Source organism: Burkholderia lata (assembly GCF_902499335.1).
In the GTDB taxonomy this organism is placed as follows: Bacteria; Pseudomonadota; Gammaproteobacteria; order Burkholderiales; family Burkholderiaceae; genus Burkholderia; species Burkholderia lata_B.
In genome coordinates this window covers 464,178-486,261 of the sequence record NZ_CABVQK010000002.1, presented here as the reverse complement: position 1 = coordinate 486,261, position 22,084 = coordinate 464,178, and the positions used below count along the sequence as shown (strand labels likewise).

Annotated in this window: 23 protein-coding genes; 16 read left to right on the top strand and 7 right to left on the bottom strand. The window is 67.0% G+C overall.

All coding sequences use genetic code 11. From position 1 onward, the window contains the following. Positions 1 to 22: 22 nt before the first annotated feature. Positions 23 to 988 carry a D-2-hydroxyacid dehydrogenase gene (locus BCO18175_RS06505; RefSeq protein WP_174979947.1) on the bottom strand — a complete coding sequence of 322 codons (966 nt, stop codon included), beginning with the start codon at positions 986 to 988 and terminating at the stop codon, positions 23 to 25. A gap of 251 nt (positions 989 to 1,239) precedes the next feature. On the opposite strand from BCO18175_RS06505, the gene BCO18175_RS06500 reads away from it, so the two are divergent. From BCO18175_RS06500 to BCO18175_RS06480, 5 genes are all read left to right on the top strand, one after another. After that, positions 1,240 to 2,430, top strand: coding sequence for a CaiB/BaiF CoA transferase family protein (locus BCO18175_RS06500; RefSeq protein WP_174979946.1), 1,191 nt, complete (start codon positions 1,240 to 1,242; stop codon positions 2,428 to 2,430). Positions 2,431 to 2,454: 24 nt separating this feature from the next. Continuing rightward, the gene (locus BCO18175_RS06495; protein WP_174979945.1) at positions 2,455 to 3,417 is read left to right on the top strand and encodes a hydroxymethylglutaryl-CoA lyase; all 963 of its coding nucleotides are present in this window, start codon (positions 2,455 to 2,457) and stop codon (positions 3,415 to 3,417) included. A gap of 22 nt (positions 3,418 to 3,439) precedes the next feature. Next, positions 3,440 to 3,823, top strand: a complete 384-nt coding sequence (locus BCO18175_RS06490) for a VOC family protein (protein WP_174918805.1) — start codon at positions 3,440 to 3,442, stop codon at positions 3,821 to 3,823. Positions 3,824 to 4,065: 242 nt separating this feature from the next. Continuing rightward, positions 4,066 to 4,929, top strand: a complete 864-nt coding sequence (locus BCO18175_RS06485; RefSeq protein ID WP_174979944.1) for an alpha/beta hydrolase — start codon at positions 4,066 to 4,068, stop codon at positions 4,927 to 4,929. A 60-nt stretch (positions 4,930 to 4,989) separates the two neighbouring features. Next, positions 4,990 to 5,883, top strand: a complete 894-nt coding sequence (locus tag BCO18175_RS06480; protein ID WP_021159618.1) for a LysR family transcriptional regulator — start codon at positions 4,990 to 4,992, stop codon at positions 5,881 to 5,883. A 126-nt stretch (positions 5,884 to 6,009) separates the two neighbouring features. On the opposite strand, the gene BCO18175_RS06475 is transcribed toward BCO18175_RS06480, so the two are convergent. Then, positions 6,010 to 7,173, bottom strand: a complete 1,164-nt coding sequence (locus BCO18175_RS06475; protein ID WP_174979943.1) for a pyridoxal phosphate-dependent aminotransferase — start codon at positions 7,171 to 7,173, stop codon at positions 6,010 to 6,012. A 58-nt stretch (positions 7,174 to 7,231) separates the two neighbouring features. Here BCO18175_RS06475 and BCO18175_RS06470 point away from each other — a divergent pair, with 58 nt between their 5' ends. From BCO18175_RS06470 to BCO18175_RS06445, 6 genes are all read left to right on the top strand, one after another. After that, on the top strand, positions 7,232 to 7,930 hold the full coding sequence (locus BCO18175_RS06470; RefSeq protein WP_254607978.1) for a GntR family transcriptional regulator: 699 nt from the start codon (positions 7,232 to 7,234) through the stop codon (positions 7,928 to 7,930). A 193-nt stretch (positions 7,931 to 8,123) separates the two neighbouring features. Beyond that, on the top strand, positions 8,124 to 8,996 hold the full coding sequence (locus BCO18175_RS06465; RefSeq protein WP_174979941.1) for an alpha/beta hydrolase family protein: 873 nt from the start codon (positions 8,124 to 8,126) through the stop codon (positions 8,994 to 8,996). A gap of 470 nt (positions 8,997 to 9,466) precedes the next feature. Then, positions 9,467 to 10,024 (top strand): RNA polymerase sigma factor, encoded by a 558-nt coding sequence (locus BCO18175_RS06460; protein WP_174918799.1) that lies wholly within the window; start codon positions 9,467 to 9,469, stop codon positions 10,022 to 10,024. A gap of 12 nt (positions 10,025 to 10,036) precedes the next feature. Beyond that, positions 10,037 to 10,345: a hypothetical protein gene (locus BCO18175_RS06455; RefSeq protein ID WP_174918798.1), complete on the top strand. Its 309-nt coding sequence runs from the start codon at positions 10,037 to 10,039 to the stop codon at positions 10,343 to 10,345. 2 nt (positions 10,346 to 10,347) lie between these two features. Then, the gene (locus BCO18175_RS06450; RefSeq protein ID WP_174979940.1) at positions 10,348 to 10,644 is read left to right on the top strand and encodes a 4Fe-4S dicluster domain-containing protein; all 297 of its coding nucleotides are present in this window, start codon (positions 10,348 to 10,350) and stop codon (positions 10,642 to 10,644) included. 104 nt (positions 10,645 to 10,748) lie between these two features. Continuing rightward, entirely contained in the window at positions 10,749 to 11,483 is a 735-nt protein-coding gene (locus BCO18175_RS06445; protein ID WP_174979939.1) for an O-methyltransferase, read from the top strand. Positions 11,484 to 11,551: 68 nt separating this feature from the next. On the opposite strand, the gene BCO18175_RS06440 is transcribed toward BCO18175_RS06445, so the two are convergent. From BCO18175_RS06440 to BCO18175_RS06430, 3 genes are all read right to left on the bottom strand, one after another. Then, the gene (locus tag BCO18175_RS06440; protein ID WP_174979938.1) at positions 11,552 to 13,009 is read right to left on the bottom strand and encodes an MFS transporter; all 1,458 of its coding nucleotides are present in this window, start codon (positions 13,007 to 13,009) and stop codon (positions 11,552 to 11,554) included. Between the two features lie 382 nt (positions 13,010 to 13,391). Beyond that, positions 13,392 to 14,006: a peptide chain release factor H gene (gene prfH, locus BCO18175_RS06435; RefSeq protein ID WP_174918795.1), complete on the bottom strand. Its 615-nt coding sequence runs from the start codon at positions 14,004 to 14,006 to the stop codon at positions 13,392 to 13,394. Then, complete coding sequence (locus tag BCO18175_RS06430; RefSeq protein ID WP_174979937.1) at positions 14,000 to 15,148, bottom strand: RNA ligase RtcB family protein; 1,149 nt, start codon at positions 15,146 to 15,148, stop codon at positions 14,000 to 14,002. The genes prfH and BCO18175_RS06430 overlap by 7 nt, the downstream gene beginning before the upstream one ends. 733 nt (positions 15,149 to 15,881) lie before the next feature. On the opposite strand from BCO18175_RS06430, the gene BCO18175_RS06425 reads away from it, so the two are divergent. Further along, positions 15,882 to 16,751: an RNA ligase family protein gene (locus BCO18175_RS06425; protein WP_174979936.1), complete on the top strand. Its 870-nt coding sequence runs from the start codon at positions 15,882 to 15,884 to the stop codon at positions 16,749 to 16,751. Positions 16,752 to 16,792: 41 nt separating this feature from the next. Beyond that, positions 16,793 to 17,926, top strand: a complete 1,134-nt coding sequence (locus tag BCO18175_RS06420; RefSeq protein WP_174979935.1) for an AAA family ATPase — start codon at positions 16,793 to 16,795, stop codon at positions 17,924 to 17,926. A gap of 60 nt (positions 17,927 to 17,986) precedes the next feature. Here BCO18175_RS06420 and BCO18175_RS06415 read toward each other — a convergent pair whose 3' ends face one another. Further along, positions 17,987 to 18,670 (bottom strand): hypothetical protein, encoded by a 684-nt coding sequence (locus BCO18175_RS06415; protein ID WP_174979934.1) that lies wholly within the window; start codon positions 18,668 to 18,670, stop codon positions 17,987 to 17,989. 14 nt (positions 18,671 to 18,684) lie between these two features. After that, positions 18,685 to 19,317, bottom strand: coding sequence for a 5-formyltetrahydrofolate cyclo-ligase (locus tag BCO18175_RS06410; protein ID WP_174969071.1), 633 nt, complete (start codon positions 19,315 to 19,317; stop codon positions 18,685 to 18,687). A 236-nt stretch (positions 19,318 to 19,553) separates the two neighbouring features. Between BCO18175_RS06410 and BCO18175_RS06405 the strand changes: the two genes are divergently transcribed. The 3 genes from BCO18175_RS06405 (at position 19,554) to BCO18175_RS06395 (ending at position 22,027) form a co-directional block, all read left to right on the top strand. Continuing rightward, positions 19,554 to 20,480, top strand: a complete 927-nt coding sequence (locus BCO18175_RS06405; RefSeq protein WP_174980109.1) for a LysR family transcriptional regulator — start codon at positions 19,554 to 19,556, stop codon at positions 20,478 to 20,480. A 117-nt stretch (positions 20,481 to 20,597) separates the two neighbouring features. Continuing rightward, positions 20,598 to 20,774, top strand: a complete 177-nt coding sequence (locus BCO18175_RS06400) for a hypothetical protein (RefSeq protein WP_174979933.1) — start codon at positions 20,598 to 20,600, stop codon at positions 20,772 to 20,774. Then, positions 20,771 to 22,027: an MFS transporter gene (locus BCO18175_RS06395; RefSeq protein WP_174979932.1), complete on the top strand. Its 1,257-nt coding sequence runs from the start codon at positions 20,771 to 20,773 to the stop codon at positions 22,025 to 22,027. Before BCO18175_RS06400 ends, BCO18175_RS06395 begins: the two co-directional genes overlap by 4 nt. The last annotated feature ends 57 nt before the right edge of the window (positions 22,028 to 22,084 follow it).

The following is a 22,084-nucleotide window of genomic DNA, read 5'->3' as shown; positions in this document are numbered from 1 at the left end:
GCCGCGCGATGCGCCGCGCACGTCACACCACGTGCCGCGGCGTGCCGCCCACGAACGCGGCGACATTGTCCACGAGTTGATCGGCCAGCGCCTGCATCGCCTCGTCGCTCGCCCACGCGACGTGCGGCGTCAGGATGAATGCCGGATGCGACAGGATCGCGTGGAACGGATGCGCGGCCGGCAGCGGCTCCTGCGTGACCACGTCGAACCCCGCGCCCGCGATCTGCCCCGACTGCAATGCGTCGACGAGCGCGCTTTCGTCCACGAGCCCGCCGCGCGCGGTATTGATCAGCAGCGGCCGGCGCGCCATCCGTGCGAACGCGGCCGCATCGATCAGGTGCCGCGTCGCGGGCGTGAGCGGGCAGTGCAGCGTAATCACGTCGCTGTCTCGCAGCAGCGTGTCGAACGGCACGTATTCGTCACCCGACGCATCGCCGTGCGCGGCAAACAGCACCCGCATGTCGAGCGCACGGGCGATGCCGGCCACCGCACGCCCGAGCACGCCGTCGCCGACGATCCCGAGCGTCGAGCCGGCCAGGTCGCGAATCGGATGATCGAAAAAACAGAACTGCCCGCTGTCGAGCCAGCGCCCCGCGCGCACCGCGTCGCGGTATGCGACGAGGCTGCGGCGCAGCGCGAAGATCAGCGCGAACGTGTGCTCGGGCACCGTGCGGACCGCATACCCGCGAATGTTGCTCACGACGATGCCGCGCGCCGCGCACGCGTCGACATCGACGATGTCGGTGCCTGTCGCGGCGATTGCGATCATCCGCAGGCGTCGCGCATCGGCGAGCGCCGCCGCATCGAGCCGCACCTTGTTGGTCACGACGATGTCCGCGTCGCCGATGCGCGCGGCAATCTCGTGCGCCGTCGTCCGGTCGAAGGTCTGCAACACATGCGGGAACGGGAACGGCTTCAGCACGGTGTGCGGCGACAGCGTCGCGCGGTCGAGAAACACGATCTTCGCGGGAGAGGAATCGGAAAACATGGCGGGTCTCGCTGACAGGCGCCCGGCGGGCGCGGAACGGGTTCGATTCTGCCGGCGGCGCGCGTGCCGTCGTTTGACCGTTGCGCGAGCGCACTTTCCCGGATGGAAAGGCTGACGCATCGCACAAGGGAACGGTGGCGCCGCACACCTTTCCGTTTCGGAAAGGCTGGTTGAGCATCGATCGATTTTCGCCGGGCGCGAACGCCGTCATGATCGCCGTCATCGACAACACGATTTCATCGGAGACAGCCATGACACGCCCCCTGGACGGTATCCGCGTGCTGGAACTCGGCCAACTGATCGCCGGGCCGTTCGCGGGCCGGATGCTCGCCGAATTCGGCGCCGACGTACTCAAGGTCGAGCCGCCCGGCCTCGGCGACCCGCTGCGCAAATGGCGGCTGCTGCACGACGGCACGTCGGTCTGGTGGGCCGCGCAGTCGCGCAACAAGACCTCGCTCACGCTCGACCTGCGCACGCCCGAAGGGCAGGACGTCGTGCGCCGCCTCGTCGCCGAAACCGACGTGCTGATCGAGAACTTCCGGCCCGGCACGCTCGAAGGCTGGGGGCTCGGCTGGGACGCGCTGTCCGCGATCAATCCGGGGCTCGTGATGCTGCGTGTGTCGGGTTTCGGCCAGACGGGCCCGTACCGCGACCGTCCCGGCTTCGGCGTGATCGCCGAGGCGATGGGCGGCCTGCGGCACCTGACCGGCGAGCCCGGCCGCACGCCGGTGCGCGTCGGCATCTCGCTCGGCGATTCGCTGTCGGCACTGCACGGCGTGATCGGCGTGCTGCTCGCGCTGCGGCATCGCGAGCAGCAGGGCGGCAAAGGGCAGGTCGTCGACGTCGCGCTGTACGAGTCGGTGTTCAACATGATGGAAAGCCTGCTGCCCGAATACTCGGCGTTCGGTGCCGTGCGTGAAGCGGCCGGCAGCAGCCTGCCCGGCATCGCGCCGACCAACGCGTACCGCTGCCGCGACGGTAAGTACGCACTGATCGCCGGCAACGGCGACAGCATCTTCCGGCGCCTGATGGAGCTGATCGGCCGGCCCGATCTCGGCAGCGATCCCGCGCTCGCGCACAACGACGGACGGGTCGCGCAGGTCGAGCGCATCGATGCGGCGATCGGCGAGTGGAGCGCGCAGCACGATCTCGACGCGGTGCTGGCCGCGCTGAACGAAGCGCGCATTCCGTCCGGGCGCATTTACGACGTGGCCGACATCGCGGCCGATCCGCATTACCGTGCGCGCGACATGCTCGTCGACGCCGCGCTGCCCGACGGCACGCCCGTGCTCGTGCCGGGCATCGTGCCGAAGCTCGGCGCGACACCCGGGCGCATCGAACACGCGGCGCCCGCGCTCGGCGCGGATACCGACGCGGTACTCGAATCGCTCGGCATCGATGCGGCGACGCGCGGCGAATGGCGCACGCGCGGCGTGATCTGAGAAGCGGAAACAGGAGAAGACAGCATGAACGGGCAACGCAAACGGCTCTACATCCACGAAGTCGCGACACGCGACGGGTTCCAGAACGAAGCGGCCTTCGTCGACACCGACGACAAGATCGCGCTCGTCAATGCGCTGAGCGCGTGCGGCTACGCGAAGATCGAGGTCACGTCGTTCACGTCGCCGAAGGCGATCCCCGCACTACGCGACGCGGAGGCCGTGATGCACGGCATCGCGCGTGCGCCGGGTGTCGTCTATACGGTGCTCGTGCCGAACGTGCGCGGTGCCGAGCGCGCGCTGTCGTGCGGCGTCGACGAAGTGAACCTCGTGATGTCGATGAGCGAAAGCCACAATCGCGCGAACCTGCGGATGACGCGCGAGCAGTCGTTCGCGCAGTTGCGCGACGTGATCGACGCGGTACGCGGCACCGGGGTTGCGATCAACGTGTCGCTATCGACCGCGATGGGCTGCCCGATGGAGGGCGACGTGCCGGCCGAGGGCGTATTCGCGTGGATGCAGCGCTTCGCGGATATCGGCGTGCATGGCTTCACGCTGTGCGATACGACGGGCATGGCGTTTCCGTCGCAGGTGCGCGAACTGTCGGCACGCGCACGCGAGCGCTTCGGTGCGCTGCAGCTCACGCTGCACTTCCACAACACACGCGGGATGGCGCTCGCCAACACGCTCGCGGCACTCGATGCCGGGATCGACCGCTTCGACGCATCGCTCGGCGGCCTCGGCGGCTGCCCGTACGCGCCGGGCGCGACCGGCAACGCGTGCACCGAAGAACTCGTGCACATGCTCGAACTCGACGGCTACGATACGGGCATCGATCTCGCGGCCGTGCTGGCCGCGTCGGCCCGGCTACCCGCGCTGATCGGTCATGACGTGCCGAGCCAGATCCTGAAGGCCGGGCGCCGCTCGGACCTTCATCCGCCGCCGCGCGCGGACGCCGGCGACATGCCCGCGCAGCGCGCTTTCTCATGAACGACAAACCGGAGAGAACCTCATGGCACTGATCGATCACCTCGACCATCTCGTGCTGACCTGCGTCGATCCCGACAGGACGAAGCACTTCTACACCGAGGTGCTGCAGATGCAGCTCGAAACCTTCGGCGCCGGCCGGATCGCGTTCCGCTTCGGCAACCAGAAGATCAACCTGCACGTGCGCGGTGCGGAGTTCGAGCCGAAAGCGCATGTGCCGGTGCCCGGCGCGCTCGACCTGTGCTTCATCGCATCGGTGCCGCTCGACGACGTGATCGCGCACCTGAAGCGCGTCGAATGGCCGATCGTAGAAGGGCCTGTCGAACGCACGGGCGCGACGCAGAAGATCCGGTCGGTCTACGTGCGCGATCCCGACCTGAACCTGATCGAGATCTCCGAGCTGATCTGACCGTCGGCGCACCACCGGCCGTCTCGTGCCATCGCGCATGCGGCCCGGAGCACACCGGTGCGGCCGCACGCCGCGCCGATCTCCCGCCGAAAACGGACAACCGGTTTCCGCGCTCGCCGATTCCGGATAGCCGATCCGTACCGCGCTGCGGATAATGCGTGCATCGGCGACCGAGAGGCCGCCTTCGCACCGGGCGCGACGCTTGCGTCCGCGCTTCCGCAACCCGACCCTGGCGATTCCCGATGACGATCCTCTATCGCGGCATGGACCGCGCGGCGCTCGACGCCGCCTATCTGAACACGAAGGTCGTGCCCGATTTCCCCGCGTTGCTGGCGTCGATGCAGGCGCGCAGCGCGACGCTTTATGAGGCTGCTTCCGTCCGGCGCGACCTGCGTTACGGCGCGCAACCCGCGCAGCGTTTCGACTGGCTGTCGTGCGGTCAGCCCGATGCGCCGCTGTTCGTCTTCATTCACGGCGGCTACTGGCAGCACTGCGCGAAAGAGGATTTCGCGTATGCGGCAAGCGGGCCACTCGCGCGTGGTTTCGACGTGATACTCGCCGAATACACGCTCGCGCCGGTCGCGACGATGACCGGCATCGTCGGCGAGATCGGTGCGCTGCTCGACTACCTGGCGAACGATCCCGACGGCCTCGGCACCGCGAAGCGGCCGATCCACCTGAGCGGCCATTCGGCCGGCGGCCACCTGACGGCCGTGCACCGCGCGCATCCGGCCGTCGTCTCGGCGCTCGCGATCAGCCCGCTCGTCGATCTCGAACCGATCTCGCTGTGTTGCCTGAACGACAAGCTGCAGCTCACCGCGCAAGAGGTCGAGGCGTACAGCCCGTTGCGCCATATCGGGCCCGGCGCGCCCACGGTCGTTGCGGTCGGCGATGCGGAGTTGCCCGAACTCGTCCGGCAGGCGCATGACTACGCGACGGCATGCGACGCGACGGGTGAGCGGATCGTTCATGTCGGGCTCCCCGGCATGCAGCACTTCGACGTACTCGACGATCTCGCGAAGCCGGACGGTGCGATGCTTGCCGCATTGGAGTCGATCGCGCCGCGCCAGGCGCGCCGTATCGCGCGGGGTCGGCCGGGCGTATGATCGGCGTCAGGCCGCCGCGCTGACGGCATGCACCGGCACGGCCCTCCCAGGACCCACGACATGGTGAACCCGCTTCATTTCGATCTGCAGTCGCTGCGCGTGTTCGCGCTCGTCGCCGAGCACGGCAGCCTGACGAAGGCGGCCGAACATGGCCAGCTCACGCTGTCCGCGGTCAGCAAGCGCATCGCCGAGCTCGAAAGCGTGACGGGCAGTGCGCTGTTCGTCCGCCATGCGCGCGGCGTCGAGCTGACGCCCGCGGGCCGCGCACTGCTCGACCATGCGGCGAAGGTGATCGAGCAGGTCAACCGGATGGCGCACGAGATGAGCGACTACGTCGCCGGCGTGCGCGGCCACATCCACGTGTGGACCAACACGTCCGCGATCGTCCAGTTCCTGCCCGCCGATCTCGCCGCGTTCCTCACCGACAATCCGGGCATCAAGGTGAGCCTCGAGGAGCGTTTGAGCCACGAGATCGTCGACGCGCTCGCATCCGGCAAGGCCGATCTCGGCGTGTTCGCCGACAACGTGCCGGCGCCCGGCATCGAACGGCGGCTGTACCGGCGCGACGAGCTCGTGCTGCTCGTGCCGCGCACGCACCGGTTCGCCGCGCGCGACAGCATCCGCTTCGCGGATACGCTCGACGAGGACTACGTCGGGCTCAGCGACGGCAGTTCGCTGCTCGCGCGCATGACCGACGCCGCGTTCGCGGTCGAGCGCTCGCTGAAGCTGCGGATCCAGGTATCGAATTTCGACGGTGTGAGCCGGATGATCGAGGCGGGGCTCGGCATCGGCATCCTGCCGCGCGATGCGGTGACCGGCGAGCGCGCGGCGCGGCTCGGAGTCGTGAAGCTGGACGATGCGTGGGCGACGCGCACGCTGTGGGTCGGCGTGAAGGCCGGTACCGTGCTGACCACCGATATCGCGAAGCTGTTCGATTTCATGTCGGCGCGGTGAATGCGATCGGCCGGCGGCAAGACCGGCCCGGCGCGCCGGCTACCGATCCGCGGGTTCGATCTTAATGCTGTTGGACACGCGCCTCGGGGCACCCAATCCCGGGCCGGGGAATTCCAGCAGGAATCCTCACATTCCGAGCGCCTCGATGACTTTCCTGCCGAATCCCGCGTACCGGTTCACCGGCTCGTTCGCGAAGACGAACCGGATAAAGGCGCTTCCGTGTTGCCGGCCCCAGCCCGTCATCGCCGTCGCGCATACGTCCCGTTCGAGCAGCCGCTCCGACACCTGTTCACCCGTGAGACCGAAATCCGACACGCGCAGTAGCATCGACCAGCCGCCCGCAGGCATGCCGAACGGCAGACCGTGAAGCTCGGCGGCGATGGCGTCGCGACGTCGCTGCAGTTCCGCGACGTAATCGGGCAGGTCGGCCGCCGAACGCTCGAGCGCGATGGCGGCGGCCTCCTGCGCGATGCCGACCGGTACGACCACATTCGCGAGCGACACCGCAACCAGATCGGGGATGAACGCGTCCGGCGCCACGATCCAGCCCACTCGCCAGCCGATCATCCGCAACTCCTTCGACGCCGAGCCCACCGTGATCGTGCGCTCGGCCATGCCGGGCAGCCGGGCCGGATGAACGACCTTGCGCCCGTCGAACAACAACCGCTCCATCGCGCCGTCGACGATCAGCAGCAGGTCGTGCTGCACGCACAGCCCGGCGACGAAGGCCCAGTCATCCTCGTCAAGCACCGCGCCGGAAGGCATCGACGGGGACATCAACAGCATGGCCCGCGTCTTCGGGCCACACGCGGCGGACATCGCCGCGCGATCGAGTTTCCATGCCGCGCCCGGGTGAAAGCTGAACGGGGTCTGCACGGGCGAGCCGCCGGCCAGTCGCACGCGGTTGAGCAGCCCCGCATAGGTCGGGTCGGTCAGGATGACCTCGTCGCCGACTTCCAGCACGGCCAGCAGGACGTTCAGGATGCCGGACAGGCCGCCCGCCGAGACGATGACATTGTCGGCCCGGTAGTTCACCCCCGTCTGCACGGTGACGTGTGCCGCAACGGTGGCGCGCAGCCGGTCCTGGCCGACGAATGGCAGATACGAATTCGCGGCATCCTCGCTCACCGCCGCGCGAGTCCGCGCGAGCGCGTCGGCGTGCGGCGGGATATCCGTATCGAGATTCTCCAGCCGGAGCACGTCGCGGCCGGAGCCGTCCGCGATCGACCCCATGCGATCGACGCCGATGCCGGCGATGTCCTGCAGTCGGGCGGGGCGGCGGTGGCGCATGGTTGTCTCCTGATCTGCTACTATAGATTATAGATAATCTATTTTTATGGTGGTTGAGATGAGTGGCGATGTCAAGGACGATCGCTCGGTCGCGGCACATATCGCGCAGTCGATTGCCGCCCGGATCGTGTCGGGCGAGCTGGCGCCGGACGAGCGGCTCAAGCAGGACGAGTGGGCCGACGCGTTCAGTACGAGCCACGTGCCGGTCCGCGAAGCGTTCCGTCGGCTCGAGGCACAAGGCCTGGTCGTCGCGGAGCCTCGGCGTGGGGTTCGCGTGGCGCCGCTCGATGTCGAGGCGGTCGTCGAGGTCGCCCGAATGCGGGCTGCGCTCGAACCGCTCGCGCTCCGGTACGCGATTCCGCGCTACACCGAAGATGACCTGGCACTCGCCGCGTCCTTTCTCGAGGCCAGCGCACCATCGGGCGATATCGCCGCGCTCGAACGCGTCAATCGAGGCTTTCATCAGGCGATCACCACGCCGTGCGGCATGCCGCGGGTCGTCTCCGTGATCGCGGATCTGCATCAGGCCAGCGCGCGCCATCTGTTTGCCGCGTGGAAATGGCTCGACTGGCGCGCGCGCTCCGATAACGAGCACGTCGAGATATTCGATGCGGCATGCGCCGGTCGGGTCGACGAAGCCTGCGAGCGCCTGGCCGCGCACATCGCCGACGCCGGCCAGGCACTGACTGACGCGCTAAGACACAAGGCGATCCCGGCGGACCCGGATACGGACGGGGGCGGGGCGCCGTCCGTTTGATCCGCCGACTATCGCCGGTTGCGGACATTCGACCCTGACATCAGAATCATCGACATTCCGGACGCTCGGCCTGATGGACGTCACGGCGCCGGGTTGCATGTTCATGTGCCCGAGAAACGTGACTTCGGCTGCCGCGTTTCACGCGTCGGCCATCGCCACGCTGAATCCATCCGCTCCTGATACGTAGGCCACGATGACAATTGCCAAACGCCTGTTGTGGATTTGCGTTGCGCTCTCGATCTCCGGCGTGCGCGCCGAGCAGCTCAGATCGGACCTGCACGAATCGGCTTCGACAATCGACGTGGCGGTCAAGGATTTTTACGGGGCGGAACAAACGGGCAAGGTTGTGATCACGCAATTTCTTCCGGACGGCGATGGACCATTCCCGATCCTGATTCTCAATCATGGTCGCGGCGCGGATCGCGGCACGCCGCCGCGTTTTCGCTTCACCCGGCAAGCCGCCTTTTTCGTGAAACGGGGCTTCGCCGTATTCGAGCCGACGCGCATCGGCTACGGTCAGTTCGGCACGCAATTCGATCCGGAATACAGCGGCAAATGTCGTCAGAAGGACTATGCACCGATGATCGATGCGGCGCGCACCGAAGAGCTTGCCGTACTGGACTACGCGCGGCGGCAGCCCCATGTCGATCCGCATCGAATCGTCATGGTTGGCCAATCGGTCGGCGGGTTCGTCACGACGGCCATGGCGGCCGAAAATCCGGACGGCGTGATCGGGGCCATCAACTTCGCCGGCGGTTCCGGCGGCGATCCGGTCGAGCATCCGGGCGTGCCATGCCAGGGCGAACGCCTGGAGGCCATGTATTCGCGCTTCGGAAAGACGGCTCGCGTCCCGATGCTCTGGATCTATACCGAAAACGATCAGTACTTCGCTCCGGCCTATAGCAGCGCCTGGCACGATGCGTTCGTTCGCGCGGGTGGCAGCGCCGACTATCGGCTGCTTCCGCCGTTCGAGACAAACGGGCACATGCTGTTCGCACACGGTATCGACGTGTGGGAGCCCCTGGTATCCGAGTTTCTCGAACGGCATGGATTCCCCGTTCGATGACGCCATGATCGATGCGGAAACAGGTTCGACACGCGCACGACTTTTGATGCCCGGTTCGGGCTAGCCGCGACGGCGCGCGTGCTCATGTGACCGGGGCGCTCAGGATCACGAGCGACCTTCGATGCGTACGACTCGACTGCAGCCGGCGACCGCGATCACGCCACACGCTTCTCCCTCTCGTCCAGGGAGCGCCGATGCCGGGTCACGCGCCTGAAGCCGTCACGTTTCGCTGCCACGAAACTCATTTTCCGTGCTGTCGTCGCGGCTCGTTCCTTTCACCGTCTTTACACCTTCCCGGTCGCGTCGGCGACGCGCTTCCGGCAGGACAAACCGGCGTTCCGCCGACTTGGCGGCATGAACGATCTCCACCGCAAAGCCGACGCCTTCGGCAGTAAATTTTCACACTCGACACAATATTCGCGCGCCTGAAACGTCTTCAGGCACATGGAATCGCACTCACTTCACGCACGATGACCGACCCAGACCGCGACATCACCGCGATAGTGATGCGTGAACGAACGAGGCTCGTGAACTTTATCCGGCGTCGGATACGCGACCCGGACGATGCCGAGGACGTCCTGCAGGACGTGTTTCACGAATTCGTCCAGGCGTACCGGCTGCCGGCGCCGATCGAACAGGCGAGCGCGTGGCTGTTCCGTGCCGCGCGCAACCGTATCGTCGACCGCTTTCGCAAGAAGAAGGAGCAGCCGCTGGCGGATCTGTTCGACGCCGAGGATGACGCGGACAGCGAGTATCGCCTGGACCTCGCGCTACCCGCGCACGATGCCGGCCCCGAAGCGAGCTACGCGCGCACGCTGTTGCTCAAGGCCTTGCAGGATGCGCTCGACGAGTTGCCCGCGAATCAGCGCGAGGTATTCATCGCGCACGAACTGGAGGGCTGTTCCTTCAAGGAGATGGCCGAGCAAAGCGGTGTCGCGCTCAATACGCTGCTCGCTCGCAAACGCTATGCGGTCCTGCATCTGCGTGCCCGGCTGCAGCCCGTCTATGACGAACTGGACAATACCTAAAGGAGTCGACAGATGAATTTTCGAATCAGATGTGCAGGCAAGGCGCTGCTCGTGGTGATCGCGATAGCCGTGCTCGGATGGGTCGTCATGATGTTGTGGAACTGGGTGATGCCGGCGCTGTTCGTCGGCGCCCGTACGATCGACTTCCTGCATGCGCTGGGCCTGCTCGTGCTGAGCCGCATCCTGTTCGGCGGATTCCGCGGACACCACGGCTGGCGCGGTCGGCGCCACTGGCGCAAGTGGGAATCCATGACGCCCGAAGAACGCGAGCATTTCCGGACCGCATGGCGATCCGGCGGCAAGCGGCCCACGGGAGAGTGAACGTGCGCGAAAAATCAGCGGGCGACTGCAAGCAGAAGCCGGGCGTGATCGCGCCGGTCGTCGATCTGAAACGCTGCGAAGGCAAAGGAGATTGCGTCGCGGTTTGCCCCGAGAACGTGTTCGAGATCCGGCGCATCGACAACGCCGATTACGTCGGCCTCGATCTGATGCATCGCCTGAAGCTCCGCGTGCATGGCATGAAAGTCGCGTACACGCCGAACGCGCATGCGTGCCGGTCGTGCGGACTGTGTGTGACGGCGTGCCCCGAACGCGCCATCACGCTCGCCCGAACGGCGTAGCAACCACCGTGTATCGCCGATATCGAGCGAAGGCGCAGCCCCCTCACGGGAGAGGCCGTCGCTGGATACAGCGTCGAAACGATCAATTTCGTCAAGGAATGCACATGGCTTCACCCACCACCGTCCTTCTGAGACGGCTCCATGAAGAGAGCCGGACCGAAATCGTCGCCCGCGCCCGCGCGCAGTTCCAGGGATCGAACGAGGATTTTCTGTCGCTGGCCGACGAATACGAAGCGATCGCACCCCGTCTGCGCGGGCGGTTTCTCGAAACGTTCGGGCTGTCCAGCGACGACTTCGCGTCCCCGGAAGGCAGTCCGCTGTCGTTGGCCGTGTCGCCGGAAACGGGCGGATTCTTGCGCAACCTGGTGCTCTCGCAACGGCCGGCCAGAATCCTCGAGCTCGGCAGTTCATGCGGCGTGTCCACGCTGTATTTCGCCGAGGCACTGCGCACGTTGGGCGGCGGCGTGGTCGTCGCGACCGAACGCGATGCGCTCAAGTGCACGCGTTTGCGCGATCACGTCACAACGGCTGGCCTGGACGCGTATGTCGACGTGCGGGAAGGCGACGTATTCGAGACCGTTGCCGAACTGGACGGCACCTTCGACATGGTGTTCATCGACGTATGGGCCGACGTCTATCTGAAGGTGTTCAAGGAGATCGAGCGCCTGCTGCGCCCGGGATCGATCGTCCTGGCCGACAACATGTACACGGCCGAGGACGCCGTTCGACCGTACAAGCGCTACCTCGATGACGATCCGCGGTTCTCGACCACGACGCTGGATTTTGAATCGGGGATCGAATTCACGGTCGTCGTTTCTCAGGCGGGGATGTCGTCGTAGCATCCCTGGCGTGAACCACCAGACATGATGCGGGGAGCGCGTTCCCGCGCCCCCGCATCGAAACACGCTCAAACCGGATTGATCTCGTCCTGGCTGCGCCGCGTAGTCAGCGGCCCGAGCACACGCAGCGTGACCGCGACGATACCGAGCGCAACCGAAATCACGCCGAACATCGCCCCCGCGCCGTAACTGCCGAGCACCGGCAGCAACACGAACGGCAGCGCACCGCTGACGATGCGCGACAGCGCATAGGTACTGCCGATCGCCGTCGAGCGCACACGCGCCGGGAAAATCTCCGCCTGGTACACGTGATACGCGTTGCTGAACACGTTCGACGCACAGGTCGTCAGGAACCCGAAGCCGACGATCAGCACGGTATGCCCCGAGTACGCGAAGCACAGCCCGAACACGGCAATCGACAGGATCGACACGATCACGAGCGTGCGGCGCTCGATCCAGTTGAGCAGCGGAATCGACAGCAGCGAGCCGATCGGATAGCCGATGAACGACAGCGCAATGAACAGCGTACTGTCCGTCACGTCGAAGCCGCGACTCTTCACGACCGTGCTGGCCAGCGTACCGAAGCCGTAATAGCCGAAGCCCTGGAACAGGTGAAAGATCGCGAGCATCAGGTAGCGCGCACCATAGGGCTCGCGACGCAACAGCGCGACGCGCTCGCCGAGCCCGAGCGGCCGTTGCGGCTCGGCCGGTTCCGCGAACTGCTCGGGCACGCGCACGCCGGTGCCTTCCGCGAAGCGCCGCAATGCCGCGTGCGCATCTGCGGTGCGACCTTGCGCGAGCAACCAGCGCGGGCTCTCCGGCAGCCGGTGCTGGACGAGCAGCACGTACACGGCGCCGAGGCTGCCGATCGCAAGGATGATGCGCCAGCCGGCCACGCCACCCACATGCAGCGGGTTCAGCCACAGCGCGAGGAAGCCGACGAGCGGCACCGCGACATAGGAAGTCGTGTAGGCCCACGCGGCGAGCCGCCCGCGCTTTTCCTTCGGCAGGATCTCGGACAGGAAGCTGTCGGCGACCGGATAGATCGCGCCGACGCCGATGCCGGTCAGGAACCGGCACGCGACGAGCATGTCGGCATTCACCGAAAACGCGCCGACCAGCGAGAACGCGCTGTACCACGTGAGCGTCAGCAGGAACGCCTTGCGCCGGCCGATGCGGTCGGCGAGGCTGCCGAGGAACATCGCGCCGACGAACATGCCGATGAAGGCCGATGCCAGCAGCAGCTTGAAATCGCCGCTCTGGCGGCTCAGCCCGTACTCGTTCTGCAACGCGGAACCGATCGTGCTGACGAGAAAGATCTCGTACATGTCGAAGAACAGCCCGATGCCGATCACCCAGACGACGAACCGGTGCAAGGCGCCGACCGGCAGGTCGTCCATGAAATCGCCGAGCGTGACGCGGCGGGCGGGGAGGGCCGATGCATCGGCGCCGACGCCGGCGGCCGGCGGTCGTGCGGACGCGGGTCCGCCCGCGTTGCCGCCGAGATCGAGGGAATGGCTGTTCATCGTGTCTCCTGATTATCGATACGCCGTGGCGCAGGGCCCGGCCGTTCGCGACCGGCGCGCTGCATCCGGTCGCACGACGTGGCGGCAGGCACCGCAAGGCCCGTGAAAGGGCGGGATAGGCGGGCTGTACCGATCGTTGGACACATGGTGGGCAAATCCGCCGCACGTGATAATTGCGGAAGTTTCAAGCGTCCTTTCCTGCGCAGAAAGGGTGCGGAACACGCGGCAGCCGGCAGGCGCGCGGCAGGCCCGTGCAGCCTGCGTGGCACGCGGAAACGCACCGGAACCGGTTGTGCGCTCGCGCAACCGGCAGGCCGGGAAAACCATGAGGCCGGTTACGTGGCCACCGGCTCGACAACCGCCGGCGGCCACGCTGTCGTGCTCAGTCGGCCGGTACGAACGCCGCCCCGCAAAACACGCGCACCGGGTTGCCACGCTCCAGCGCAAAGTGCTGCATCCTCCGCTGCCGGCGCGCATCGGACGCGTGACGGTCGGCTTCCTGCTGCAGCCGCACCTGCAGCAACTGCAGCGCCAGGCGCTTGTTCGCGTGCTGGCTGCGCTCGCTTTCCACGCGTACCGACAGGCCGGTCGCGACATGGGTTGCACGAATCGCGGAGCTCGTCTTGTTCACGTGCTGGCCGCCCGGCCCGCGTGCGCGCATCGCTTCGAACCGCACGTCGCCGTCCGGCAGCGGCTGCGCGTCGGCACAGCGCGTGATACCGATGAACCAGTTCTTGCGCGGATGGCGCAACCGGTACGGGCTCGCGCAAATCCATTGCAGCGTGCCCGTCCAGCGGTCCGCGAGCGCCTGCGCAGCGGCCCCGTCGAGATCGAGCAACGCCGAGCGCAGTGTGCCGGGCCGTTCGCCCGGCTGCGCATCGAGCACCGTGACGACGACGCGCTGCGCGTCGGCCTCCGCCTGCAGGCGCCGCAAGGCATTGGCCGCGGCGAGCTGGCACTCCAGCGGGCCGTGCGCCGAGGAAATCTGCATCAGCATCGGCCAGCCTCCCCGGACGTCTTGTAGGTCAGCACCGGCGCGAGCCGTGCCAGCTTGCGCAGCAGGCCGGCCGCCTCGAGCGCGTCGACGACGCTGTCGATCGGCTTGTAGGCCTGCGGCGCTTCCTCGTACAGCAGTTCGCGGTCTTCGCAGATCACGTGACTGCCGAGCGGCGTGCGCGTGAGCTGCGACGGCGTGAAACGCCGTTCGAGGCGCCCCTTGCAATCGCCGCGCGCCCACTTGCGGCCCGCGCCGTGCGCCAGCGACGCAAGGCTCGCCGCATCGTCGGGACGCACCGGCGCGACGAGGTAGCTGTAGTCGCCGCGCGACCCGGGAATGACGACCGGACCCGCGTCGGCCGGCGTCGCGCCTTTGCGATGCAGCCAGCCCGGCTCGCCGTCGACGGTCGCGCGGCTCACCAGGTTGTGGTTCACGTCGAGCACGCACCGGCCATCGGTGCGCCAGCGCGCCAGCATGCGCCGCGCGATCAGGTCGCGGTTCGCGATCGCGTAGCGCAACGCCGCATCGTGACGCGCGAGGTACGCCGTGCAGGCGACATCCGTGTCGTCGAGGCCGTTGTAGCCGTGCTCGCGCATGTGCTGCTCGAGGATCGACTGGCCGAAGCCGCGCGACCCGCTATGCACGAGCAACAGCAGGCGATCGGAATCGAGACCGAGCGCGTGGACGGCATCGGTGTCGTACACCGCGTCGATCCGCTGCGCCTCCGCGAAATGATTGCCGCTGCCGATCGTGCCGAGCGATGCCGCATAGGCGTGATCCGCGAACCCTGCGGCCGCAATGAGCGGCTGCCAGCTTGCATCGGGCGTGGCGTCGATCGAGCCGAGCCGGCTCGCGAGCTTCGACGCGCTGACGCGCCGCGCATCGAGCGCGGTTTGCCACAGCGCCATCCCGCAGCCGATATCGCCGCCGATCAGCGCCGGATAGAGCCGGTCCGTTGAAAAGAACGCGGCGCCAACCGGGTAGCCGCGCCCGGGGTGAAGATCGGGCATGCCGGCGACGCGCCGCATGCCGGGGAGGGTGGCAGCGTGTTCGAGCTGCCGGATGGCCTCACCTTCGATCCAGGTGGTGGCGCAAGCGCACAGCGTGATGCGCTCGGCCAGGTATTGCATGGAATTGCCCATGGAGGTTTCCGTTCGATGAAAAAGTAGAACGGCGGGCCATGGCGCAGGCAGCGCACACATGCGCTGCCCGACATCTGAAGTCGGGAAGAGGGCGGCACGACCGGATCGGAACGACCCGGCTCATCGCCATGACGGCGATACGATGTGCCGCGTGGCGTGAACGATGAAACGAACGGACGCGAAAAACCCGAACTACGACCCGCGACGGGAGGAGTGCTGGCGTGACGTCATGTTTTCTTCTCCTTGCGAGTGAGGGGTTGATCGGAATGGCGGCGACTCTAGCATGCACGCTGCGGGCGCAGCAAGCGGGTAGCGCAACGTTGCCCGTCGAATCACCGCTCGATGTGGCGAAAAACACACACATAGGAATCCGGATTATTCCTGTGTCGATGGTGCGCGCAACACGCAGCAGCAGGCGTTCGACGCACGCAGACAGCCACAACGGATGCGCCCGGCCACGCTTGACAGCGCAAAAGCCGTTTCGTAGCATCCGCCTGCTTCATCCCTGAACCCTCATCGAACCGGTGATCCAAGTGCCCGCAAACATTCGTCCCTTCGCCTGATACGCCGACGACTGCCGTCCCGGCCGCGTGTCGTCCTGCCCGTTTCCGTCTGCCTCGCAGCGCCGGAACAGTGATCGCAGGGCCGCGCCCGGACACGCACTGACACCGCAACGCACACACCATCGTTCGTTCACGTCGTCGGCTTTTTCTGTTGTTTCCGGAGAAAGACCATGACGCTGGATTTTCGCGCCTACGCGCAATCGCTCGACCTCGCCCGCTACCCGCGCACGCCGCACCTCGAAGGCTCGCGCCTGCAGGACGGCGACGAAGGTCACGACCACGTTCCCTATCGCACCCTCGCGGGCGCCCATCTCGTCGTCGAGGAAAAGCTCGACGGCGCCAACACGGGCATCAGCTTCAGCCCGGGCGGCGAACTGCTGCTGCAGTCGCGCGGCCACTATCTGGCCGGCGGCGGCCGCGAGCGGCAGTTCGGTTTCGTGAAGACGTGGGCAGCCGCCCATGCCGCCTGGCTGCTCGACCGCCTCGGCGATCGGTACGTGATGTATGGCGAGACGATGAGCAAGAAGCACGCGGTGTTCTACGACGCGCTGCCGCATCACTTCTTCGAGTTCGACGTGTTCGACCGTGCGACGGGCCGTTTCCTGTCGACGCCCGCGCGTCGCGCGCTGCTCGCCGACGGGCCGGTGCTGTCGGTGCCCGTGCTGTACGAAGGCATCGCGCCCGCGCGATTGGCCGACCTGAAAGCACTGCTCGGCCCGTCGCTCGCGAAGACACCGGACTGGCGTCGCGCGTTCGAGGAGACCGTGCGGCGGCAGGGGCTCGACCTCGCGCGCGCATGGCAGCAGTGCGACAAGTCGGAGCGCTCCGAAGGGCTCTACGTGAAGGTCGAGACGGATGACACGACGACCGCGCGCCTGAAGTGGGTGCGCCACGATTTCGTGCAGGCCATTCTCGAATCGGCGCGCCATCACTCGGAGCAGCCGTTCATCCCGAACCTGCTCGCGCCGGATGTAGACCTGTATGCGCCGCGCCCGACGGTAACGTGGACATCGAGCCCCGCTGCGCACCGAAACAAATGAATGCGGAACGGCCGCGCGCCGTTTCGAGAGGAGTCTTGATCATGAAGTACGAACAATTGCAGGCACTCGTGCCTGCACCCGGCCGGCAGCCGGACTATCACGCGTGTCTCGCGGCATTTCCCGCGCTCGAACACGCGAAAACGACGCCGCAAGAGCCGGCACACCACGGCGAAGGCGACGTGTGGACGCATACGACGATGGTGATCGATGCGCTGCTCGCGCTGCCCGAGTACCAGGCCGCGTCGCGCGCCGACCAGGAAATCGTGTTCCTGGCCGCGCTGCTGCACGACATCGCCAAGCACGGCACGACGGTCGTCGATCCCGCCACCGGTGCGATCGGCCATCCCGGCCACTCGCGCAAGGGTGCGATCGATGCACGTATCGCGCTGTGGGACGCCGGCGTGCCGTTCGCGGTGCGCGAGGCGATCTGCCGGATGATCGCCGTGCACCAGGTGCCGTTCTTCGCAATCAGCGGGTCGCGCCGCGGCACGCCCGAGTTCGTCGCGCGCGAGCTGTCGTGGCAGGTCAGCCTGCCGCTGCTGTGCCTGCTCGCCGAAGCCGACATTCGCGGGCGCATCTGCGCCGATACGCAGCGCGTGCTCGACAACATCGAGCTGTTGCGTGAACTGGCGCGGGAAGAGGGCTGTTACGGCCAGCCGCGTGCGTTTGCCGATGCGCACACGGCACTCAGCTACTTTCGCGGCGCGGACGTGCATCCCGACTATCCGCTGTTCCGCGCGCCGGGCGCGCAGGTCGTCGTGATGTCGGGGCTGCCCGCGTCGGGCAAGAACACGTGGGTTGCGCGGCATCATCCGGATCTGCCGGTCGTGTCGTTCGACGATGCACGCGATGCATTGGGATTGCGTCATGGCCAGAACGAGGGCGCCGTCGCGCACCATGCGGTCGACGCTGCCAAGGCGCTGTTGCGCGCGCAAAAGCCGTTCGTGTGGAATGCGACGAACCTGTCGCCGCTGATGCGCAAGAAGACGCTCGACCTGCTGTTTGCGTACGGCGCCGACGTGACGCTCGTCTACCTCGAACAATCGCGCGCGGAACTGATGCGCCGTAATGCACGGCGCGACACGTCGCTGACGAACCGAGCGCTCGAGGCGATGCTGCTGCGTTGGGATCTGCCGCTGCCCACCGAAGCGCACGCGGTGCGGTACGAAGTCTGACGTGACAACGTCACAACACGAGCCGGTACGCCGCCAATCATCGCGGCGTACCGGCTCGCTTCATTTCAGCGCCGGATTCTGCTGCGTCGCGCAGGTGCGCAACGCCGTGACGAGATCGGCCTTGCCCAGCTTCTCGAACAGATCGGCCATCTCCATCTGCGCAACCGGATCACCTTCGCGCGCCGCACGCCAGCGCAGCGACGCGATCATCCCGCTCATGCCCTCGCCGGGTGTTTCGCCGTCGTAGCCCGACATCGCCTGCAAGACATCCGCGAGCTTGTTGTAGCCGGCCGGCACGTGATGAACGAGCAGCCACGCGATTACCGGCTGTGCGCCTTCCCAGTCCTCGTCGTCGAGCGAACTGCTCGCCAGGCGCGCGGCCGCGCGCCACGAACCGAGCGACGCGGCCTTCGCGTACGCCTTGTCGGCTTCGCGGCCGCGCGGCGACGGTGCCGCATCGAACGCGGCCTGCGCTTCGACGGACGGCGGCGGCAACGCGAGCTTCGTGCAGTGGAACGCACCTGCATCGGGAGCGTTGCCGGGCTGGTCGACCCAACGCGCCTGGTCCCTCAGCGCGCGATCGAGCGTGGGACGCACGTCGCTTTCCTTCATCGACGCGAACACCCAGTCGGTACGGACGTGACGGGCGGCGTCCCAGTCGCTTTCGGCGAACGCGTGTTGCGCGAAGGCGAGACAGGCGGCCGCGCAGCCGATCCGGAACATCGTTCGGGCAGGGGATTTCACCGTGGATTCCGGTCTCAACTCGCCACGATGATGAATGTGGTGAGTGCGATCGGGAACAGCGCGAGGCCGAGCAGGCCCAGCGCGCCATCGGCCGCCATCGCGATCGGCGACAAGGCCAGCTTGGCGCCGCGGCCGACAGCCGTCAGCTTGTCCGTCACCGTGACCTCGTACGGACGATTGAATGCTTGCGGGACCGACGCAGGCGAGACGTCGTTCGGCAGATAGCGCTTGCCGCTGATCGTGCCTTCCGACTCCAGGTAGGCACCGTCCTTCTTGAAACCGTCCGCGAGCGCACGCTCGCGCACATCGGAGCCGGCCGGCGCATCCGAGCGGTCCAGCCGCATCGTGTATTGACCGGTGATCGCGTCGCCGTGCGCCTCGAAATTGTTGAACGCCGTGTGGATCTTGGGACGATAGGGTGCAGTGAGCACCGTCGCGAGGCTCGGCGGCATCTCGAAGATGTAGTGATACTTCTTGCCGAGCACGACGAGTTGCTTGCCGTCCGCGGTAATCAGGAAGGTCGACAAGGTTTCGTCGTATTTCGAATCCTCCATCCACGCCTTGGTGACGGGGCCGAAATTGGAGCAGCCGGCGAGCATGCCGGACGCTGCCACGGCGGGCAGCGCGAGAAACGTTCTTCTTTTCATGAGTGCTGGTTGGATGTTGTTCGTTATTCAGCGGAACCGCTTGAATGTCGGACGCTGCGTTCGGTGAACGCGGCACCCTGACGGCCGGTCATGCGGTTTCTTCGCCTGCGCATTGTAGGGCCAAAACGGCAAGTGCAGTATCCCCCGGGCAAAGCACCGCGCCCGCGTGCGGTAGACTGCTCGCTCGCTTGCCTGCCGCCCATCACACGACCGTTCGCGCCCAGCTCACTCACACCATGGATCGAATCGATGCGATGAAGGTGTTCGTCGCCACGCTGGACGAGGGCAGCCTCGCGGGCGCGGGCCGGAAGCTGGGCCGGTCGCCGGCGGCGGTCAGCCGCGCGATCGCGTTTCTCGAGGAGCACACGGGCACCGCGCTGCTGTACCGCACGACCCGGACGATTCGGTTGAGCGAGGCAGGCGAACGCTATGCAGCCGCGTGCCGGCGCATCCTGTCCGATCTCGAGGAAGCCGACATGCTGGTCGCCGACGAGCGCTCGGCGCCGCGCGGCCTGTTGACGGTCACGGCACCGGTCGCCGCGGGTGAAGACGTGCTGCGCGCGCTGCTCGACGAATTCATCGAACGCCATCCGGCCGTGTCGATCCGCCTGCAGTTACTCGACCGCCCCGTCAGCCTGATCGACGAAGGGATGGATGTCGCGCTGCGGATCGCGCACCTGGCCGATTCGACGCTGGTGGCGATTCCCGTCGGCGCGGTGCGGCGGGTCGTCGTGGCATCGCCCGATTACCTGGCGAAGCATCCGGCAATCGAGACACCGGCCGATCTCGCGCAGCACCGGATCATCTCGATGACGCATTTCGGCCTCGATTCGTGGAGCTTCCCGCCGTCCGCGCCGTCGGCGTTGCCGCAGGTCGTCCAGTTCGCGCCGCGCTTCGTCATCAACACGATCCGCGGCGCGGTTGCGTCGGCAGTCGCCGGGCACGGCGTCACGCGGCTCTTTTCGTATCACGTCGCCGAACCGGTGCGGGACGGCGCGCTGCGAATCGTGCTGCGCGACAGCGAGCACGCGCCGCTGCCGATCCATCTCGTCACGTCTTACGGACGCCTTTCTGTGCCGAAGGTGCGCGCATTCGTCGATTTCGCGGCGCCGCGCCTGCGCGAGCACTTCGCGCGGCTGGCGGCCATCACCGACGGCGATTGAACCGGGATGCGGAAGAATGGCTTTCGCGTGACGGGGATTCACTCGACAATCGGCTCAATCTAGACTTCCTTCAACCAACGGACGCGCATGCCGCCCGTTCAGCGAATGGAGGTCAACATGTATCAAGCGCTTCCCGACCAGCCTCGCGCCCGTGCGTTCGGACTGACGCACCGCGTGGTGTCCGGTATCGGCATTGCCGGTTTCGGTTTCGGTTTCGTATTCGTGCCGTTGTCTGCAATCTTCGCGACGCAGCGGCTTCCCGCACCGATGACCGTGAAGGAGAGCATGCAATGAGCACGCTCTCGCATGCCCCCGTCGCGGCACTGGCCGAACGGCCCGCCGGCAGCTACGCCGAACGCAACACGCGCTACTGGCGGCGCAATCTCGCCGTCTGCGTGTTCGGCTCGTTCACGACGCTCGTCAGCCTGAGCATGTTGCTGCCGTTCTTGCCGCTGTACGTGCGGCAACTCGGCGTCGATGCGCAGTCGGCCGTGATCCAGTGGTCGGGCATCGCATTCGGCGCGACGTTTCTCGGCACGGCCGTCACCGCGCCGCTGTGGGGGCGCCTCGCGGACCGCTTCGGCCGCAAGCCGATGCTCGTGCGCGCGGCGATCGGCATGGCGATCGTGATGTCGCTGATCGGCGTCGCGCACAACGTGGTCGAACTCGTCGCGCTGCGGCTGCTCGCGGGGCTCGTCGGCGGCTACGCGTCGGCGTCGACCGTGATGGTCGGCACGCAGGCGCCGCGCGAGCGCGCGGGCTGGGCGCTCGGCATCCTGTCGACCGGCGCGCTCGCGGGCAACCTGGTCGGGCCGCTCGTCGGCGGGTTGCTGCCGGGCTGGCTCGGCATTCGCGGCACGTTCTTCGCCGGTGGCGCGATGATCGCCGTCGCCGCGCTGCTGACGATCTTCGTCGTGAAGGAAGACTTCCACGCGGGCACCGATGCCGGCACGCGCACCTCGAGCGCCGCGGCCGGCACGCCGCACCGCACGAATCGCGCGGCGGTCGCCGCACTGCTGGTGACGGCGATGATGGTGCTGCTCGCGAACATGTCGATCGAACCGATCATCACCGTCTACATTGGCGGCCTCGGCGTGGGCGGCGACCACCTCGCGCGTGTCGCCGGCGTCGTGATGGCGTGCTCGGCTTTCGGCAGCATGCTGACCGCCGCGCGGCTCGGCGCGCTCGCCGACCGGATCGGCAGCTGGAACGTGATCATCGGCTGCCTGCTGCTGACCGCGCTCGCGATGGTGCCACAGGCGTTCGTCACCCACTGGTGGCAGCTTGCCGCGTTGCGCGGGTTGATGGGCATGACGCTCGCGGGATTGCTGCCGTCGATCGGCAAGCTCGTGCGGCAATCGGTCGACGAGCGTGCGACCGGGCAGATGCTGGGCTACCTGCAGTCCGCGCAGTTCAGCGGGCAGGTAATCGGCCCCGTGATCGGCGGGCAGATCGGCGTCGCGTTCGGGCTGCATTCGGTGTTCTTCGTGACGGGCGCGCTGCTGGCGGTTTGCGCGGGGCTCGCTTATTGGGCGCGCGGCCGATAGCGGCTGGCCGGCGGATCGCGGGCTGGCGTAGGATGGGTGCAGATGCGGGTATCGCGC

Coding starts and splice junctions, on each gene's coding strand:
- BCO18175_RS06505 (WP_174979947.1), bottom strand. CDS start 988: ATGTTTTCCGATTCCTCTCCCGCGAAGATCGTGTTTCTCGACCGCGCG.
- BCO18175_RS06500 (WP_174979946.1), top strand. CDS start 1,240: ATGACACGCCCCCTGGACGGTATCCGCGTGCTGGAACTCGGCCAACTG.
- BCO18175_RS06495 (WP_174979945.1), top strand. CDS start 2,455: ATGAACGGGCAACGCAAACGGCTCTACATCCACGAAGTCGCGACACGC.
- BCO18175_RS06490 (WP_174918805.1), top strand. CDS start 3,440: ATGGCACTGATCGATCACCTCGACCATCTCGTGCTGACCTGCGTCGAT.
- BCO18175_RS06485 (WP_174979944.1), top strand. CDS start 4,066: ATGACGATCCTCTATCGCGGCATGGACCGCGCGGCGCTCGACGCCGCC.
- BCO18175_RS06480 (WP_021159618.1), top strand. CDS start 4,990: ATGGTGAACCCGCTTCATTTCGATCTGCAGTCGCTGCGCGTGTTCGCG.
- BCO18175_RS06475 (WP_174979943.1), bottom strand. CDS start 7,173: ATGCGCCACCGCCGCCCCGCCCGACTGCAGGACATCGCCGGCATCGGC.
- BCO18175_RS06470 (WP_254607978.1), top strand. CDS start 7,232: ATGAGTGGCGATGTCAAGGACGATCGCTCGGTCGCGGCACATATCGCG.
- BCO18175_RS06465 (WP_174979941.1), top strand. CDS start 8,124: ATGACAATTGCCAAACGCCTGTTGTGGATTTGCGTTGCGCTCTCGATC.
- BCO18175_RS06460 (WP_174918799.1), top strand. CDS start 9,467: ATGACCGACCCAGACCGCGACATCACCGCGATAGTGATGCGTGAACGA.
- BCO18175_RS06455 (WP_174918798.1), top strand. CDS start 10,037: ATGAATTTTCGAATCAGATGTGCAGGCAAGGCGCTGCTCGTGGTGATC.
- BCO18175_RS06445 (WP_174979939.1), top strand. CDS start 10,749: ATGGCTTCACCCACCACCGTCCTTCTGAGACGGCTCCATGAAGAGAGC.
- BCO18175_RS06440 (WP_174979938.1), bottom strand. CDS start 13,009: ATGAACAGCCATTCCCTCGATCTCGGCGGCAACGCGGGCGGACCCGCG.
- prfH (WP_174918795.1), bottom strand. CDS start 14,006: ATGCTGATGCAGATTTCCTCGGCGCACGGCCCGCTGGAGTGCCAGCTC.
- BCO18175_RS06430 (WP_174979937.1), bottom strand. CDS start 15,148: ATGGGCAATTCCATGCAATACCTGGCCGAGCGCATCACGCTGTGCGCT.
- BCO18175_RS06425 (WP_174979936.1), top strand. CDS start 15,882: ATGACGCTGGATTTTCGCGCCTACGCGCAATCGCTCGACCTCGCCCGC.
- BCO18175_RS06420 (WP_174979935.1), top strand. CDS start 16,793: ATGAAGTACGAACAATTGCAGGCACTCGTGCCTGCACCCGGCCGGCAG.
- BCO18175_RS06410 (WP_174969071.1), bottom strand. CDS start 19,317: ATGAAAAGAAGAACGTTTCTCGCGCTGCCCGCCGTGGCAGCGTCCGGC.
- BCO18175_RS06405 (WP_174980109.1), top strand. CDS start 19,554: ATGGATCGAATCGATGCGATGAAGGTGTTCGTCGCCACGCTGGACGAG.
- BCO18175_RS06400 (WP_174979933.1), top strand. CDS start 20,598: ATGTATCAAGCGCTTCCCGACCAGCCTCGCGCCCGTGCGTTCGGACTG.
- BCO18175_RS06395 (WP_174979932.1), top strand. CDS start 20,771: ATGAGCACGCTCTCGCATGCCCCCGTCGCGGCACTGGCCGAACGGCCC.